Here is a 17,958-nt window from a genome sequence, read left to right as displayed (position 1 = left end):
CGGCCCCGTCGCCCCGGCCATTTTGATTCAACGCCCATGAAAATCTCCGCCTGCCTCATCTGCCTCGCCGCGTTTCTGGCCGTCCTGCCCCGGCCCGCCGGCGCCGCCGCTCCCCATGTCATCCTTTCCGAGGATGCCGAAACCTACACGCTCGACAACGGTGTCGTCGCCGCGCGCGTTTCCAAGGTCACCGGCGACCTCGTCTCGTTGCGCTACAAAAACCTCGAACTGCTCGCCACCTCGCTCACGCCCGATTTCAAGCCCGCCGCACAGGGCGGCGCCCCCGCGGACAATCCCAACTGGCGCGCGCCGTCCATCACCGGCCACCAGCACGGCTACTGGTCGCACGACACGATGGGCGTCAAGGGCTCCGCGCCCGCGATCCCGAGCGTCACCATCGACCCGCGCGCCAACGGCGGCGAGCGCGGCGAGGTCTCCATCAAGGCCGTCGCCGCCAACGGGCGCAAGCTGGGCACCGGTCCGGGCACCAACCCGGCGGAGGGAAATTTTGCCAGCGACATCGAAATCCGCTACACGCTCGGGCGCGGCGACCCGGGGGTTTACACGTATTCGATTTTTGAACACAAACCCGGATACCCCCTCACCTCGCTCGGCGAGGCGCGCTACTGCGCCAAGCTCGCCGACTTTTTCGACTGGATGAGCGTCGATGCGCGCCGCGACCTCCACTTTCCGAAGGAGCTGCGCGCCGGCGACAAATACATCTACACCGCGCTCCAGTCCGCCAACCCCGCCTTCGGCTGGTCGAGCACCGCGAAAAAAGTCGGCCTCTTCTTCATCAACCCCTCGATGGAATACATGAGCGGCGGCCCCACCAAGGTCGAGCTCATGGGCCATCGCGACACCAACGAAGTCGCCGCCCCGTGCGTGCTGAATTACTGGCGCAGCAGCCACTACGGCGGGGCGCGGGTGGACGTGGACGCGGGCGAGCACTGGCAAAAAGTCGTCGGCCCCTTTTTCATTTACGCCAACTCCGGCGACACCCCGCAGGCGATCTACGCCGACGCCCGCGCGCGCGCCGACGCCGAGTCGGAACAATGGCCCTACGCGTGGGTGCGCGGCGTCGATTACCCGTCCGCCGCCGAACGCGCCACGGTGCAAGGCCGCCTCGTCTTGCGCGATGCCCCCGGCGCGGCGGCACCCCAAAGGGGCGGCGGCGCCGCTCCCTTCACGCGCCTGACCGTCGGCCTGACCGCGCCGGGCACCGAGTGGCAACGCGACGCGAAACACTACCAGTTCTGGGCCGCCGGCTCCCCCGACGGCACCTTCGCCATCCCCAACGTGCGCCCCGGCCGCTACACGCTGCGCGCCTTCGCCGACGGCGTGCTCGGCGAGTTCGCCCAAACCGGCGTCACTGTCGAGCCCGGCAAGCCCCTCGACCTTGGCGCGCTCATCTGGACGCCCGTCCGCCGCGGACGCCAGCTTTGGGACATCGGCATCCCCAACCGCAACGCCTCCGAGTTCTTCATGGCCGGCGAGCACGACGACCCCGAAATCTCGCTCCGCTACGCCACGCTGTTTCCGGGCGACATCCGCTACACCGTTGGTCAAAGTGACTTCAGCCGCGACTGGTTCTTCCAGCACGTCCCGCACAACGAGGACCCCGCCGCCAAGTCCGCGCCCTTCCGCGGCGTGCGCTCGCCCGGCCGCGCCGCGCCCCGCACCGTCGTCTTCGACCTGACCGCCGCGCCCAAAGGCCGCGCCACGCTGCGCCTCGCGATCTGCGGCACCGGCGTGAAAACCATCGAAATCTCCGTGAACGGCCGCGCCGCCGGCAGCATCGACGGGCTCGTCGGCGACGGCGTCATCACGCGCCACGGCACGCAAGGCATCTGGTATGAGCGCGAGTTCGCCTTCGACGCCGCGCTCCTGCGCGCCGGTGAAAACACCCTCGCGCTCACCATCCCCGCCGGCCCGGTCAACAACGGCGTCGTGTATGATTACCTGCGTCTCGAACTCGACGAAAACGCCGCCTCCATGCGCCCGGACATGTGACATGAAAAGACAGGCAACACTTCGGCGCGCGCAGGCAAAAATCACCCGCCGGCCTCCCTTCCAATCTCAACCATCCTCATGAAAAAACTCCGTCTCCTCACCCTCGTCCTCCTCCCGCTTTTTGCCATTCACGCCTCACCGCTCCGTGGTGAGGCCGCGCCTGTCACGCTCGCCGAGGACGCCGAGACCTACACGCTCGGCAACGGCATCGTCACCGCACGCGTGGCCAAGGCGTCCGGCGATCTCGTTTCGCTGCGCTACAATAATCTCGAAATGCTCGCGACTTTCCTGACGCCCGGCGGCGAGCCCGACCTCCAGCGCGACCCGCCCGGCGCGAACCCCAACGGGCTCAACCCGCGCATGACCGACCACCAATACGCTTTCTGGTCGCACGATGCGATGGGGCCGCGCGGCACCGCGCCCGCGATCGCGCGCGTCACCATTGATCCCCGCGCCAACGGCGGCGAGCGCGCCGAGGTCTCGATCAAGGGCGTCGCCGACGGACGCAAGATGGGCACCGGCCCCGGGGCGTCGCCCGACGGGCAGTTCGCCGCCGACGTGGAAATCCGCTACACGCTCGGGCGCGGCGAGCCGGGCGTTTATACGTATTCAATTTTTGAACACAGGCCGGAACAACCGCAGAGCGCAATCGGCGAGGCGCGCTTCTGCGCCAAGCTCGCCGCGTTTTTCGACTGGATGAGCGTCGATGCGAAGCGCGACCTGCATTACCCGAAGGAGCTGCGCGTCGGCGACAAATACATCTACACCGCGCTCCAGTCCGCCAACCCGGCCTTCGGCTGGTCGAGCACGGAAAAGAAGGTCGGCCTGTTTTTCATCAATCCCTCGATGGAATACATGAGCGGCGGTCCGACGAAGGTGGAGTTTCTCGGCCACCGCGACACCAACGCCGTCGCCGCCCCGTGCGTGCTGAATTACTGGCGCAGCAGCCACTACGGCGGGGCGCGGGTGGAGGTGGACGCAGGCGAGCGCTGGCAAAAAGTCGTCGGACCGTTTCTCATCTACGTGAATTCCGGCGCGAGCCCAAAGGCGATCTACGACGATGCGAAGGCGCGCGCCGTAGGCGAGGCTGGAAAATGGCCCTACGCGTGGGTGCGCGGTGTGGATTACCCGTCCGCCGCCGAGCGCTCCACGGTGCAAGGCCGCCTCGTCTTGCGCGATGACCCCGGAGCGGCGCCGTCCCAAAGGAGCGCGGGCATGGCAGACTGTCGGCCTTCGGCCTCGAAACCTGCCCGCGACATCGCGGACAAGAATGTCCGCGCCCCTGAAAGCGGCACATCCCTCCAGCCCATGACTGGCGCCGCCGCCGCTCCCTTCACGCGCCTGACCATCGGCCTGACCGCGCCGGACACCGAGTGGCAGCGCGACGCGAAGCACTACCAGTTCTGGGCCACCGGAACCCCCGACGGCTCCTTTGCCATTCCCAACGTGCGCCCTGGCCGCTACACGCTGCGCGCGTTCGCCGACGGCGTGCTCGGCGAGTTTGTCCAAACCGGCGTCACCGTCGAACCCGGCAAGCCCCTCGACCTCGGCGCGCTCACCTGGACGCCCGTCCGCCGCGGACGCCAGCTCTGGGACATCGGCATCCCGAATCGCAACGCCTCCGAGTTCTTCATGGCCGACAAGCACGACGACCCCGAAATCTCGCTGCGTTACGCCGCGCTGTTTCCAAACGACATCCGCTACACCATCGGTCAAAGTGACTTCAGCCGCGACTGGTTCTTCCAGCACGTCCCGCACAACGAGGACCCCGCCGCCAAGTCGTCGCCGTTTCGCGGCGCGACCGCGCCGGGCCGGGCGACGCCGTATGCGATCGCGTTCGACCTGCCCGCCGCGCCCAAAGGCCGCGCCACGCTGCGTCTCGCGATCTGCGGCACCGGCGCAAAAACCATCGAGGTCGCGGTGAACGGGCGGCCCGCCGGAAAAATCGACGGGCTCGCCGGCGACGGCACGATCACGCGCCACGGCACGCAAGGCATCTGGTATGAGCGCGAGCTCGCCTTCGACGCCGCGCTGATGCGCGCGGGGGAAAACACCCTGGTGCTCACCGTGCCCGCCGGCCCGGTCAACAACGGCGTCATGTATGATTACCTGCGCCTCGAACTCGACGAGTCCGCAACGCGCACGCTTTTTATTGCCGGCGATTCCACCGCCGCCAATGGAAACATCAACGCCATCGGCTGGGGAAAAATAGCCGGCGAGTATTTCGACCCGGCGAAAATCGAGGTGGTCAACCTCGCCCGCGGCGGGCGCAGCAGCCGCACCTTTATCACCGAGGGCCACTGGGACCGCCTGCTCGAGGCGGTGAAGCCAGGCGACGTCGTGCTGATCCAGTTCGGCCACAACGACGGCTCGCCGGTCAACGACGGGAGCCGCGCCCGCGGCTCGCTGCCGGGGCTCGGCGAGGAGACCCAGGAAATCGACAACAAGATGACGAAGAAGCACGAGGTCGTGCACACGTTCGGCTGGTATCTGCGCAAGATGGTCGCCGACGCGCGCGCGAAAGGCGCGTGGCCTGCTCTCCTTACCCTCACCGTGCGCAATTATTGGAAGGACGGCCGCGTCGAGCGCGGCTCGGGCCGCTATGACGAGTGGATCCGCCAGGTCGCGGAGTCGGAAAAAGTCCCGCTCGTCGATCACACGAGGCTCATCGCCGATCGCTACGAACAGCTCGGCCACGCGGAAGTGAACGCGTTTTTCCCTCGCGACCACGTGCACACCAGCGCCGACGGCGCGCGGCTCAACGCCTTTCTCGCCGTCAGCGGCCTCAAGGGCCTGCGCGAGCAGTGGCTCGTCGTCGCGCTTTCGCACGCGGGCCGTCAGGTGCCGGTCGCGGAGCCGTCGGCGGTCTTCGTGCCGCCGCAGCCGCCCCCGCCGGGCGTCGATCGCGATGAGCGCGAGGTTTTCGGCAAATGGCTCAATCTCCCCGCCCCCGCCGATCCCGCGCTGCCGACGATCTGGCTCATCGGCGACTCGACCGTGCGCAACGGCCGCGGCACCGGTTACAACAAGGAATTCGGCTGGGGCGATCCCTTCGCGGCTTATTTCTACACGGCCAAGGTCAACGTGGTGAACCGCGCCGTCGGCGGCACGGGCGCGCGCACGTTTCGCGCGCAGTGGGAGCGCATCCTGCCGCAGGTCAAGCCGGGCGACGTCGTCATCATGCAATTCGGCCACAACGACAACGGCGCGCGCGGCGCGTTGCGCGGCACCGGCGGCGAGACGGAGGAGCGCGAAAACGCCGCGACGAAACAGCCCGAGACCGTGCACACCTTCGGCTGGTATTTGCGGCAGTATATCGCGGAGGCGCGCGCCAGAGACGCGCGCTTCGTCGTGTGCTCGCTCGTGCCGCGCAACCGCTGGAGCGACGGCAAGGTCGGCCGGGCCGGTGACAGCCACGGCGGCTGGGCGCGCGCCATCGCCGCGGAGACCGGGACGCCCTTTGTCGATCTCAACACGCTCATCGCCGATTATTACGACTCGATTGGCGAGGAGCAAACCGCCGCGCTCTTCGCGGACAAAACCACGCACACCAACTGGGCCGGCGCGGTGATCAACGCAAAAATCGCGGCCGGCGCCCTGCACGCCCTGCCGGACAACCCGGTCGCCGATTTCATGCGCCCGGGGATGTAGTTTTTTCCATGATAATTGGACTGATGGAGGGCCGGACTCCTGCGAGGCCGTCGCGATCATATGCGACGTTCTCCGGCGCCGGTCTCGCAGGAGCCCGGCCCTCCAAAAACAGGAGATGCTAAAGCCCAAAAATGGTTCGGAATTGGTATAAGAGAACGAAAACGATGCAACCAAAGCCGCCCGCCGAATTGATTCCCATGAAAAATCCATCCGCCCCGCCTGGCATCATCACGCGCCGCTCCCTGCTCAAAGGCGTCGCGGCCGGCGTGGGCGCGGCGATGCTGTCGCCGCTGTTTCGCAATCGCATCCTGGCCGCGCCGGCTTGGCCGGAGGGACCCTCCATCGAAACGACCTGCGGAAAGGTGCGCGGCTATATCGACGAGGGCATCCACGTCTTCAAGGGCATTCCCTACGGCGCCGACACCGCGCCGCGCCGCTTCATGGCGCCGACGCCGCCCGAGCCGTGGACCGGCGTGCGCGAGGCGCTGCGTTTCGGCCCGCGCGCCCCGCAGCCGGGCCGCGCGCAATCCTCCGCCTCCGGCGGGGCGTCGCCCGATCCGGTCAGCGAGGATTGCCTTTATCTGAACGTCTGGACTCCCGGCTTCGAGTCGCGCGCGAAGCGGCCGGTGATGGTTTACATCCACGGCGGCGGCTATAATTCGCTTTCGGCCAACGACCCGCTCTACGACGGCGTGCGGCTTTGTCATCGCGGCGATGTCGTGGTGGTCACGCTCAACCACCGGCTCAATGCGTTTGGTTATCTTTATCTCGCGGAACTGGGCGGGGCGGAGTTCGCCGATTCCGGCAACGCCGGCCAGCTCGACCTGATCCTCGCGCTCGAATGGGTGCGCGACAACATCGCGGCGTTCGGCGGCGATCCGGGCTGCGTGCTCATTTTCGGCGAGTCGGGCGGCGGCGCGAAAAACGCCTGCCTCATGGGCATGCCGCGCGCGATGGGCCTGTTTCACCGCGCCGCGTCGTCCAGCGGGGAAACCGTCACGGCGTCGCGTCCCGAAACGGCCACGCGCCGCGCCGAGGCCGTGCTCAAGGCGCTGGGCCTGGATCGCGGCCGCGTGGCCGCGCTCAAGACCTTGCCGATGCGCGACCTCATCGAGGCCGGCCGCGCCGCCGGCTACCACGGCCCCGTGCTCGATGGCGGCGCGCTGCCGCGCCATCCGTTTCATCCCGACGCGCCGGCATTTTCCGCGCACATTCCCTTCATGGTCGGCACCAACAAGGACGAATCGCGCCTGCTCATCGGACGCGGAAATCCCGCGATGTTCGACCTGACTTGGGAAACCTTGAAGCCGAACCTCGCGAGCTACTCCGAGAAAATGGGCTCGCTCGACCTCGACGACGTCATCGCGATGTATCGGCGCGTGCATCCGGAGTTTTCCGCGAGCGATGTCTTTTTCGCCGCGACCACCGATTCGCGCGACTGGCGCCCGGCGCTGGTGGAAATCGAACGCCGCGCCGCGCTGCCCGCCGGCGCCGCGCCGACCTATTCCTACGAGTTGCACTGGGGCTCGCCGGTCACGCCGCGCATGAAGGCGCACCACGCGCTCGACCTGCCGCTGCTGATGGACAACGTCACGCTTTCCAGCCGGCTGACCGGCACCGGCCCCGACGCCTACGAGATGGCGGCGATAATCAGCGAGACCTACATCGCCTTTGCGCGCACCGGGAAGCCCGACAACCCGAAAATTCCCGCGTGGCCGCCCTACGATTTGCAACGGCGGGCCACGATGGCCTTCGATCTGAAGCCGCGCGTGATCGACGATCCGCGCAGCGAGGCGCGCAAGCTCTTCTCGCAAGTCCCGTATGAAAATCCCGGCACATGACCGCCCTGGCTTTCATGGCAATCATGACAAAACACACGCCCTCCGCTGAAATCCGCCCCCGGGAAAAAGTAACCTATTGGGTTACACTCTTTCTGTCCGTCGCGGCGGCGCTTCACGGCCGGCCGCCGGAACAGCCGCAGCCGCCGCTGCGCTTCGATTTCGGCGCGGGCGCCGTGGCGCCGGGTTTCGCGCCGGTGCGCGCGGACACGTTCTATTCCGCCGCGCGGGGTTATGGTTTCGAGCCCGGCGCAGTTCTCCGCGAGGTCGATCGCGGCGGGGATGAATTGCGCGGTGATTTTGTGACCGCGGGCGACGGGGGCGCGCCGTTCAAGTTTTCCGTTGCCGTCCCGGAGGGAAATTACCGCGTGACCGTGACGCTCGGCGATGCCGCGGGCGAATCGCTGACGACGGTCAAGGCCGAGACGGGACGCCTCATGCTGGAACGCGTCGCCACCGCAAGCGGACGTTTCGAGACCCGCGCGTTTCTGGTCAACACGCGCAACGCGCGCCTCTCGCCCGGCAACCAGCTCAAGCTCGACGTGCGCGAATGGGACGCGGCCAAGAACCAGACGGTCACCGCCACATGGGACGACAAGCTCACGCTGCAATTCAGCGATGCGCGACCGTGCGTGTGCGCCGTCGAGATCGAACCCGTGGCCGACGCGGTCACGGTGTTTCTCATCGGGGACTCCACCGTCACCGACCAAGGCAGCGAGCCTTTCGGCACCTGGGGCCAGCAACTGCCGCGCTGGTTTGCGCCGCCCGTCGTCATTGCCAACCACGCCGAGTCGGGCCAGACGCTGAAGGCGTTTCGTTTTCAGCGCCGCTGGGACAAGGTCATGAGCCTGATGAGGCCCGGCGATTATGTGTTCATGCAATTCGGCCACAACGACCTCAACCAGCGCGGGCACGACGCGATGTGGCCGGTCGAGGACAAGGCGGGCGATTGGGTGAACACGCATGCGGATGCGTACACCGATTACAAATGGCTGCTCGCCGCCTATGCCGCCGAGGTGAGGCGCCGCGGCGGCACGCCCGTGATCGTCTCGCCCATGACGAAGATCGACCGGCGTAATGGATTTTTGAATACACCGGGCCTGGGCAATTATCCCGCGGCCGCCCGGGAAGCCGCGCGGCTAGCCGATGCCGCCTTCATCGACCTCAATGCGATGAGCGCGGAAATCGTGCGCACCCTCGGTGAAAAAGCCGCGCCGCTCGCCTATGTGGACGGGTTGCACACCAACACCTACGGCGGCTACCTTTTCTCGCGCTGCATCGTGGAGGGCGTCCGCCGCGCCCTTCCCGAACTCGCGCGCCATATCGCGGCGGATGCGGGCGCGTTCGATCCCGCGCACCCGAGCCCTTTGCCGGACGGCTTCAAGATTCCGCCCGACCCGCGGGTCGAGCTGCCGCGCCCGCCGGGTTTTCCGCCGCGCCCGGCTTCCTGAAATCAAGAGACCTCTGATAAATAGAAACCACTCTTTTGTTGGAGGGCCGGGCTCCCACGAGGGTGAGTCTTGTTCGGAAATGGCATCGTGCCATTTTTGATTACGAACGGTATGATAATCACCTCGGAAAAATTCACATTGCACCCTTGGCCGGGATTTTCATCGTGCCCCTCATGAATGCGCAAACACCGCCGGCCCTGCCAAACCAGGATCAGGAGCATCTGAGACTCTTGGTTATCTTTCATTATGTTGTCGCCGGGATACTGGCGCTTTTTTCATTTTTCCCGCTCATTTACGTGGGGCTTGGCGCCATGGCGATCGTGAGCCCGGAGGCACTGGGCGGCGGTGCGCAGCCCCCGCCGGAATGGTTTGGCTGGTTCTTTATACTCCTTGGCTCCGGGTTTGCGTTTTTTGGCTGGGCCATGGCGGCCTGCGCGTTCATATCCGGGCGCAGCATGGCGAAGCGCCGCGGGCGCATGTTCAGTTTTGTGGTGGCTGCAATCCTGTGCCTCTTCATGCCTTTCGGCACCGTGCTGGGCACCTTCACGATCATCGTGCTGAACAGGCAGTCCGTGCGGCAATTATACGAGGCGGAACCCGCCGGACCACACGCGGCTTAATATCATTCCCCAATGAAAATCACACTTATGGGGGCCGAGCTCCCGCGAGGCCGTCGCGGAAAAACAGGGCGGTTAACCGCGACGGCCTCGCGGGAGCTCGGCCCCCATAAGTGTGAATCTCGTTCGGAAATGGTATAATGCCGTTGCTTACGATCTGCTCCGGTTTGTCTCGGAGGACAATAATTCCCCGTCGCGCCAAGGCGCATCAATCGTTCAGTATCTTTTTGGAATAATCAATCACGAATATCTCCAAGAATGATTCTGCCTCGTCCCGACTGCTTCCCTTTTTGATAAGATCCTCCACGAGTTTTTTATATTCATCGGTTTGCCTGAACAATTCGAATTGTTTCTTTTTGAAGAACCAGTATGCCTCGCCAGGCAAACGTCGCTCCTTTACGTATTTCCCTTTGTCGATTTCCAATAATATATAGTTCTCAAAAGTGGATGCGTAACCCATATGGACGTAATTGATTATTTTTCCATGCGGTAAAACCAGCAGACCCGAAAACCAATCCGCCCGCCGGTCTTTTTCCTTCTTGATAATCTTATCAATCACGCTTTCCCATATCAGTTCATGAGTTTCCTTGTCGGAACCTTTTGGTATTCGCACATCCTTGATGAACAGACATCCATCCCTTATTTCAAATGTGGCGACATATCCACGCCACAATGAAGTTATTTGCATCCTTGTCTCGGGCACTTTTATATCAGAATTTTTTTCAAGAAACTCGTTGAGCGGATTCGTGTGGAGAAAGTATTCTTTTCCTTCGTATATTAATATATCGGACCTTTGGGCGGTGGCAAAGACGGTTGCGGTCATGCTTAAGGCCGCGAAAAAAACACATGCGGCCCATCCGATTAATCGCGTGATTGTCATGATATTGTATATTAAATGGTTATGACTTTTTTATGGAATGAAGTTAGGAAAGATTGAATATGGGACAAGTCGAAAAGTGCGCCATTCTGACAGTCCTCCGCCAATCGCCTTCGCATCCCCCGGCCTCGCGTGTTTGCTGGGCGCAAACAACGCGCGCCCCGCGCGCGCCGCCTCCCCATGAAACTCGTATCCAAAATTAAACTACAAAGCCTGCTTCCCGCGCTCGCGCTGCTCCTCCCGCTTCATGCCGCGCCATCCGCCGCCGACCCGCTCGCGGAAGGCTTCGCCAACCCGCCCGGGTCGGCCCGGCCGCGCACATGGTGGCACTGGACGCGGAGCAACATCACCAAGGAGGGCATCACCAAGGACCTCGAATGGATGAAACGCGCCGGGCTCGGCGGGTTCATGCTCGCCGATGTGAACTCCGGCGCGGGCCAGGAGACCGATCCGCAAATCAAGTTCGGCACGCCCGAATGGTATGACGCCGTGCGCCACGCCGCCGCCGAGGCCGACCGGCTCGGCCTCGAAATGGGCATCTTCAGCTCGCCCGGCTGGAGCGAGACCGGCGGCCCGTGGGTGAAACCCGAACAGGCAATGAAAAAACTCGTGTGGAGCGAGCTCGTCATTGACGCGACCGACGCCGCCGGCGCGCCTGGCGGCATGAAAAAAATCTCCGTCCACCTGCCGCAGCCGCCCTCGGAAAACGGCCAGATCCGCAACACCCGCTCCGGCTACTACAACGGCCCGTCGAAAGACCCGACGTTTTACGCCGACAGCGCCGTGGTGGCCTACCGGATGCCGGAGGGCGAGAAAGACACCCCGCCCGCCCGCCCGTCCGTCACGACCAACCACGGCCCGGTGGACGGCGCGGCGCTGCTCGACGACGACCTGAACTCGACGCTCGCCATCGATGCGCCCAAGGACGGCGGCCCGGCCTGGGTGCAGTATGAGTTTCCCGGAAAATTCGCGGCCCGCGCCATCACGCTCGGCGGGCGCGGCGGCAGCGCCAACGGCATCCCGGTGGGGCGCGTACTCGCGGGCGACGACGGCGTGAATTTTCGCACGCTCGTCACGCTGCCCGGCACGCAACTCTACCGGCAGGGCATGGTGCGCACCTACGTGTTCGAGCCGGTCGAGGCGAAATTTTTCCGCATCGAAATGACCGGCGCGCCCATCGGCCCCGCCGCCACGATGAGCCAGCAGCCGAGCCCGCCCGCCGAACGCTACGTGCTCAGCGAGGCCGTGCTGCACGGCGGCGCGCGCGTGCACCGCTGGGAGGAAAAGGCGGGGTTCAGCTTCCTGTTCGAATACGACACGGTCGCGACGCCCGCCGTGCCCGCGTCCGACACCGTGGCGCGGCGCGAGGTCATCGACCTCACCTCGAAAATGAAACCCGACGGCACTCTCGACTGGGATGCGCCGCCCGGCAAATGGTGCATCCTGCGCCTCGGCTATTCGCTCACCGGCGCGAAGAACCGCCCGGCCACGCCCGAGGGCTCCGGGTTCGAGGCCGACAAGCTCAGCCGCCGCCACATGGAGGCGTATTACCACGGCTATTTCGACCCGTTGAAAAAGGCGCTCGGCCCGCTCTACGGAAAATCGCTCCGCTACGTGATGATGGACAGCTGGGAGGCGGGCACGAACAACTGGAGCGACGACATGCTCAAGGAGTTTCGCGCGCGCCGCGGCTACGAGCCCGCGCCGTTCCTGCCCGCGCTGACCGGGCGCGTCGTCGAGAGCGCCGGGGCGAGCGACCGTTTCCTGTGGGATTTCCGCCGCACGCTGGCCGACCTGTGGGCCGAAAACCACTACGGCACCATGGCGGACTTGCTGCGCCGCGACGGCATCGGCATCTACGCCGAGGCGGCGGGCGTGTCGCTCGAAATGCCCGAGGACACGCTGCTCAACAAAAGCAAGGTCGAGATTCCCGCCGGCGAATTCTGGGTGCGCGACCTGCATCCGCGCCTGATGTATTTGCAGGACGTGCGCGGCGCGGCGTCGGCCTCGCACGCGTATGGGAAGCGGCTCGTCGCGGCGGAGTCGTTCACCGGCGGCGGCTACGAATCGCCCTACACGCTGAAAAAAGTCGGCGACTACTGGCTGGCCCAGGGTGTCAACCGCATCGTGTTTCACACCTCGGCGCACCAGCCGCTCGACACCCGGCCCGGCAACACCATGGTCGGCACGCATCTCCACCGCAACATCACCTGGGCCGGGCTGGCCGCGCCCTACATGGCCTACGTCGCGCGCAGCAGCCACCTGTTGCAACAGGGCCTCTTCGTCGCCGACATCGCCTACCTGCTCGACGAGGGCGCGCCCTCCACGCCGCCGATCTGGGCCGACGGCACGCGCCCGACTCCGCCGGAGGGATATGATTACGATTTCATCAACGCCGACGTGCTGCTCAACCGCATGTCGGTCGCCGGCGACGGACGCCTCATGCTGCCCGACGGCATGAGCTACCGCGTGCTGGTGCTGCCCGGGACGGACGAGATGCGCCCGGAGTTGTTGAAAAAAATCGACGCGCTCGTGCGCGGCGGGGCGATCGTGGTCGGGCAAAAACCCCGGCGCTCGCCGAGCCTCGCCGGGTTTCCCGCATGCGACGACGAGGTGCGCGCCCTCGCCGCCGGCATCTGGGGCGACCTCGACGGCGTGAGCCGCACCATCCGGCGCGTCGGCAAGGGCACCGTCATCTGGGGCTGGCCGATGGACCGCGTGATGGCGATGCAGAAGATCGCAAAGGATTTCGAGCACGGCGGCGACCTCGACACCGAACTCGCCTGGCTGCACCGCCGCGACGAGGCGACCGGCACGGATATCTATTACGTGGCCAACCTCATCGACACGCCGCAGGACATCCGCGCGCGCTTCCGCGTGAGCGGGCGCGAGGCGGAGCTCTGGCACGCCGACGACGGCTCGATCGCCGCCGCGAGTTTCGAGCAAAACGCCGACGGCCTGCGCACCACCGTGCCCCTCCGCCTCGCCGTGCGCGAGGCCGTGTTTGTCGTCTTCAGAAAACCGTCCGCGGAAAAAGTCCGCGCCGTGCCCGCGGCGCCGGAGCCCGTGAAACTCGCCACGCTCGACCGCCAGCCGTGGGATGTGGCCTTCCCGACCGGCCTCGGCGCCCCGGCGCGGGCGCGGTTTGAAAAACTCGCACCGTGGGGAGCGCATGCGGATGCCGGCGTGAAGTATTTTTCAGGCACGGCGACTTACGCGCATGTCTTTCAGGCCGGCCATGCGTGGCTGGCGGACGGCGCACGCATCGTGCTGGACCTCGGCGGCGTCGGCGACATCGCGGAAGTTTCGCTCAATGGCAAGCCGCTCGGCATCCTGTGGAAACCGCCGTATCGCATTGACATCACCGGCGCGCTGCAAGACGGCGACAATCATCTGGAAATCAAGGTCACCAACCAGTGGACCAATCGCTTGGTCGGCGACATGGCGCTGCCGGACGGCGAAAAAATCCTGTCCAGTCCCGTGCGTCCCGGCCCGCGCGGCGCGGCGGCCCCGGCGCTTCCCGAATCCGGCCTGCTCGGTCCCGTGACGCTTTGGCGCGCGCCAGTGCATCCGGAATGATGTCAGCGCGCTTCGCGCCGCCCAAAGAGACGGCAGGCAGGGATGCCTGCGCTACGGCGCGCGGCCGCGCCGGACCGAGGACCGCAGGCCAACGCTATTTCGCATTCCGGCTCACTCCCCGCGCCCGGCCGTCCGGCAAAACAACCTTTCACTTCCCCGCGGACGCTGTTGTGCTGGCGGATCAAACCGCCCGCCATGCCATCGCCCGCCAGACAACGCCTCGATGAACTCCTCGTCGCCCGCGGCCTCGCCGAATCCCGTTCGCAGGCCAAGGCGCTCATCATGGCCGGCCGCGTGCTGCACGGCACCACGCGGCTCGACAAACCCGGCAGGGAAGTGCCCGCCGACATCGAGCTCATGCTGGAGCAGCCGCCGCGTTTCGTCAGCCGCGGCGGGGAGAAGCTCGCGGGGTTCATGGAAAAATTCCCGCTCGATCTCAACGGCGCCCACATCCTCGACGTGGGCGCCTCCACCGGAGGCTTCACCGACTGCTGCCTGCAAGCCGGCGCGGCATCTGCCGTGTGCGTGGATGTCGGCCGCGCGCAACTCCACGCGCGGCTCCGCGCCGACCCGCGCGTCACCAACCTCGAAAAAATCAACGCCCGCCTGCTGCGCCCAGGCGACCTGCCGCGCGCGGAATTCGACGCCATCGTGATGGACCTGTCATTCATCTCGCTCAAATCCGTGCTGCCCGCCGTGTGGCCGTTCTTGCGCGCGGGCGGCGCGCTCGTCGCGCTGGTGAAGCCGCAATTCGAGGCCGGCAAGGCCGAGGTGGACAAAGGCCGCGGCGTCATCCGGGACCGCGCCGTGCAGGATGCGGTGCTTGCGGACATCACCGCGTTCGCGCTCGCGGAGCTTCCCGGCGCGGCGCTCACCGGCTCGATGGACTCGCCCATCACCGGGGCGGACGGCAATCGCGAGTTTCTGCTGGGATTGAGGTCAGGGCCGAAATGAATCTGGCCGATGGAGGGCCGAGCTCCTGCGAGGCCGTTGCAGTTTGCGACAACGTTTCCCGGTTACGGCCTCGCAGGAGCTCGGCCCTCCATCGGAAACAAGGAGAAACTTGGATTTGTGGCTTAAACCGGCGGTGATGCCGGCGGCGCGGTGATTTTGCGCAGGAGATCGAGGATGGACGGGATGGCCTCGACCATCTCGTCGCGGCTGCTCTCGTAGAGGCCCAGCGGCCCGCCGAAGGGATCGGCGATCTCCACGGGAGCGCCATTGCCGATAAGCTCGCGAAAGAGATAAAGGTGTTTCGGCGGCGGATCGAAGTTGAGCTGGATCATCGCGCGATGCGACTCGGTCATGCAGAAGATGGCGAGGGCGCCATCGACCAGTTCGCGGGTGAGGGGTTGCGAGCGGAACTGGGCGTAGTCGATGCCGACTTTTTTCAGGGCAATGAGGGAGTTTTCCGAGATGGCTTCACCACGGTGCGCGGCGATGCCGGCGGAGACGACTTTGAGCGAGCGGAGGGGTTCGGGTTCGGCGCGGAGCGCATGCCGGAGCAGCGCCTCGGCCATCGGGCTGCGGCAAATGTTGGCAGTGCAAACGGTGAGGATGTGTCCGGGCATGAAGGCTGTGAGTCTTTTCCAATCGTTCTCGTTTTCTTGCTCGTTTTCGTTCTCGAAATGTTACGCAAGCAATAGAGAGAACGAGAACGGGCAAGAGAACGAGAACGATTTTGGGCAACGGGGCGGGCTCGGGCCTAGGGAATCTTTTTGAGGGCGAGGAGCGCGCGGTGGATGTCCCGGGCTCGCTGCAGGACGGCGTCGGCGGGCGGGGATTCGGCGGCGTCCGCGTCGGGCTGCGCGGCGGAGGCGCCGGGCGGGGCGGATTCCGTGCCGTCATTGCTGGTGTGGCCGGCGGGCGCGGGCGCTTCGGCGGGCTGGTTGGTGTAGTCGCGGATGAGCGCGGCTTCGTCGTAGCGGTTTTTTTCGGGCTGCCGGTTGAGGAGTTTTTCCGGCGGCGTGCCCGCGGCAAGCGCCGCGACGGCCCTGCGGTCGGCCTCGACGGAGGCGGACACGGCGATGTCAACCGCCAGGCCCGGAGTGGCCGGTCCGAGGGTAAGCCAGCCGGGGGCGGGAAGCGCGAAGGCGCGGAGCAGGCCGGCGGGCGTGCCGGCGTTGACCAGCAGGAGGCGGAGCGGCGCGGGATCATGCGCCGTTCGCCCGGCGAAACCGGCGACGCCGCCATCCCGCGGCGCGGCGGCGGCGCGCAGGTCGATGACGAGCGGCGCGGGCTGCGAAAGCGCGGCCTGGAGCGCGGCGCCGTCCGTATCGATATTATTGATACGAAGGTAACGGAGCCCCTCGCCGAGATCGGCGGCGGCGGAAAAGGACGGGACGGTTTCCGCGCGGAGTCGGGAGCCCGGCAGGGCGAAGAGCGAAAAAAGGCAGGCGCACGCGGTGAGAATGCGATGGAGATTGCGGTGGCGCATGACGGGAAGCAGTTGAGGAAACTCACCGCCGGGGATGCGGAAAGCACAAAATACCGGAAGCCACGAGAGCGGCAAAGAGGGCGCGCCTTTATGAGGAAATGGCATGGGCTATGAGATGTGCTTTCTGCCTCCGGAACCTCAGTCCTTCAGCCTTTTCAGCGCCCGCGCGCCGATGTCGCGGCGGTAGTATTTGATTTCGCAGGCGATTTGTTCGCAGGCGGCATAGGCGCGGTCGGCGGCTTCGCGGAGGCTCGGGGCGAGGGCGGTCACGCCGAGGACGCGGCCTCCGGCGGTGACGAGTTGCCCGGAGGCGTCGCGCGCGGTGCCGGCGTGGATGATTTGCACGCCGGGCGGGAGGCCGGCGGGAAGCTGGATGGGGATGTTTTTCGGGAATTTTTCCGGGTAGCCTTTCGAGGCGATGACGACGCAGATCGCGTGCCCGGGGCGGATGCGGACGGCGGGCGCGACCGCGCCGAGGCCGCCGCGGGCGGCGGCCCAGAGCAGCGCGAGCAGGTCGGTGTCGAGGCGCGGGAGCACCACCTGGGTCTCGGGGTCGCCGAAGCGGGTGTTGTATTCGAGGACCTGGGGGCCGTCCGGCGTGAGCATGATGCCGATGAACAGCGTGCCGCGAAAGTCGATGCCCTCGTCGGCGATGGCGTTGACGGAGGGGCGGACGATGTCGCGGTCGATGCGGGCGAGGAGTTCGGAGGTGACGATGTCGGCGGGCGAGTAGGTGCCCATGCCGCCGGTGTTGGGCCCGGTGTCGCCGTCGCCGATGCGCTTGTGATCCTGGGACGTGGGAAGCGTGAAATAATCGCGCCCGGAGACAATGACGAGAATCGAGGTTTCCTCGCCCGTGAGGCAGTCCTCGATGAGGATTTTCGATTTTCGATTTGGCTGACTGTCGCTGTCGCTCGAAACGATTTTCGATTGAGGGGCGGGCAGGAGCGTGTGGACGGCGGCCTCGGCCTCGGCATGCGTGGCGGCCACGACGACGCCCTTGCCGGCGGCGAGCCCGTCGGCCTTCACCACGATGGGGGCGGGGCGGGCGCGCAGGTAGGCGACGGCGGCGGCGGGGTCGTCGAAGGCGGCGGCGGGCGCGGTGGGGATTTTGTATTTCTGCAAAATCTCCTTGGTATAGATTTTCGAGGCTTCGAGGCGCGCGCCGTCGGCGCGGGGGCCGTAGGCGGGGATGCCGGCCGCGGCGAGGGCATCGACCAGCCCGAGCGAAAGCGGAACTTCGGGGCCGACCACGACGAAGTCGACGCGCTCGCGTTGCGCGAGGGCGACAAGGCCGGGGATGTCGTCGGCGGCGACGGGATGGCAGGCGACCTCGGCGGCGATGCCGGCGTTGCCGGGCGCGGCGATGACGCGCGGCGCGGACGGCGAGGCGAGGATGGTTTTGACGAGGGTGTGCTCGCGCCCGCCGGAACCGACGACGAGGATGTTTTTGGGGAGGGCGGAGGCAGTGGCTTGCGCGGTGGTCATGGGAAAA

The 17,958-nt window shown here is 66.1% G+C and carries 11 protein-coding genes; 7 read left to right on the top strand and 4 right to left on the bottom strand.

Features of this window, described 5'->3' with window-relative positions; genetic code table 11:
* Positions 1–36: 36 nt before the first annotated feature.
* From OH491_RS17105 to OH491_RS17085, 5 genes are all read left to right on the top strand, one after another.
* Positions 37–2,013 (top strand): polysaccharide lyase family protein, encoded by a 1,977-nt coding sequence (locus tag OH491_RS17105; protein ID WP_068770381.1) that lies wholly within the window; start codon positions 37–39, stop codon positions 2,011–2,013.
* Between the two features lie 78 nt (positions 2,014–2,091).
* Positions 2,092–5,664 (top strand): GDSL-type esterase/lipase family protein, encoded by a 3,573-nt coding sequence (locus OH491_RS17100; RefSeq protein ID WP_068770382.1) that lies wholly within the window; start codon positions 2,092–2,094, stop codon positions 5,662–5,664.
* A 197-nt stretch (positions 5,665–5,861) separates the two neighbouring features.
* Positions 5,862–7,505, top strand: a complete 1,644-nt coding sequence (locus OH491_RS17095; RefSeq protein ID WP_068771103.1) for a carboxylesterase/lipase family protein — start codon at positions 5,862–5,864, stop codon at positions 7,503–7,505.
* 23 nt (positions 7,506–7,528) lie between these two features.
* Complete coding sequence (locus tag OH491_RS17090; protein ID WP_334319301.1) at positions 7,529–8,953, top strand: GDSL-type esterase/lipase family protein; 1,425 nt, start codon at positions 7,529–7,531, stop codon at positions 8,951–8,953.
* A gap of 173 nt (positions 8,954–9,126) precedes the next feature.
* Positions 9,127–9,573, top strand: a complete 447-nt coding sequence (locus tag OH491_RS17085; protein ID WP_068771104.1) for a hypothetical protein — start codon at positions 9,127–9,129, stop codon at positions 9,571–9,573.
* Between the two features lie 205 nt (positions 9,574–9,778).
* Here the strand turns inward: OH491_RS17085 and OH491_RS17080 are convergent, their stop codons facing one another.
* Positions 9,779–10,393, bottom strand: coding sequence for a hypothetical protein (locus OH491_RS17080; protein ID WP_334319302.1), 615 nt, complete (start codon positions 10,391–10,393; stop codon positions 9,779–9,781).
* A gap of 234 nt (positions 10,394–10,627) precedes the next feature.
* On the opposite strand from OH491_RS17080, the gene OH491_RS17075 reads away from it, so the two are divergent.
* Both OH491_RS17075 and OH491_RS17070 read left to right on the top strand, forming a co-directional pair.
* Positions 10,628–14,026 carry a glycosyl hydrolase gene (locus tag OH491_RS17075; RefSeq protein ID WP_068771105.1) on the top strand — a complete coding sequence of 1,133 codons (3,399 nt, stop codon included), beginning with the start codon at positions 10,628–10,630 and terminating at the stop codon, positions 14,024–14,026.
* A gap of 195 nt (positions 14,027–14,221) precedes the next feature.
* Complete coding sequence (locus tag OH491_RS17070; protein ID WP_068771106.1) at positions 14,222–14,980, top strand: TlyA family RNA methyltransferase; 759 nt, start codon at positions 14,222–14,224, stop codon at positions 14,978–14,980.
* A gap of 122 nt (positions 14,981–15,102) precedes the next feature.
* On the opposite strand, the gene OH491_RS17065 is transcribed toward OH491_RS17070, so the two are convergent.
* From OH491_RS17065 to purD, 3 genes are all read right to left on the bottom strand, one after another.
* Positions 15,103–15,597 (bottom strand): protein tyrosine phosphatase, encoded by a 495-nt coding sequence (locus tag OH491_RS17065; protein ID WP_068770385.1) that lies wholly within the window; start codon positions 15,595–15,597, stop codon positions 15,103–15,105.
* Positions 15,598–15,731: 134 nt separating this feature from the next.
* Positions 15,732–16,463, bottom strand: coding sequence for a hypothetical protein (locus OH491_RS17060; protein ID WP_145928790.1), 732 nt, complete (start codon positions 16,461–16,463; stop codon positions 15,732–15,734).
* Between the two features lie 138 nt (positions 16,464–16,601).
* On the bottom strand, positions 16,602–17,951 hold the full coding sequence (gene purD, locus OH491_RS17055) for a phosphoribosylamine--glycine ligase (protein ID WP_334319303.1): 1,350 nt from the start codon (positions 17,949–17,951) through the stop codon (positions 16,602–16,604).
* Between the last annotated feature and the right edge of the window lie 7 nt (positions 17,952–17,958).

The organism is Termitidicoccus mucosus, assembly GCF_038725785.1.
GTDB lineage: Bacteria > Verrucomicrobiota > Verrucomicrobiia > Opitutales > Opitutaceae > Termitidicoccus > Termitidicoccus mucosus.
Note: the sequence above shows the minus strand (reverse complement) of the source record. Positions and strands in the feature narration are given on the sequence as shown.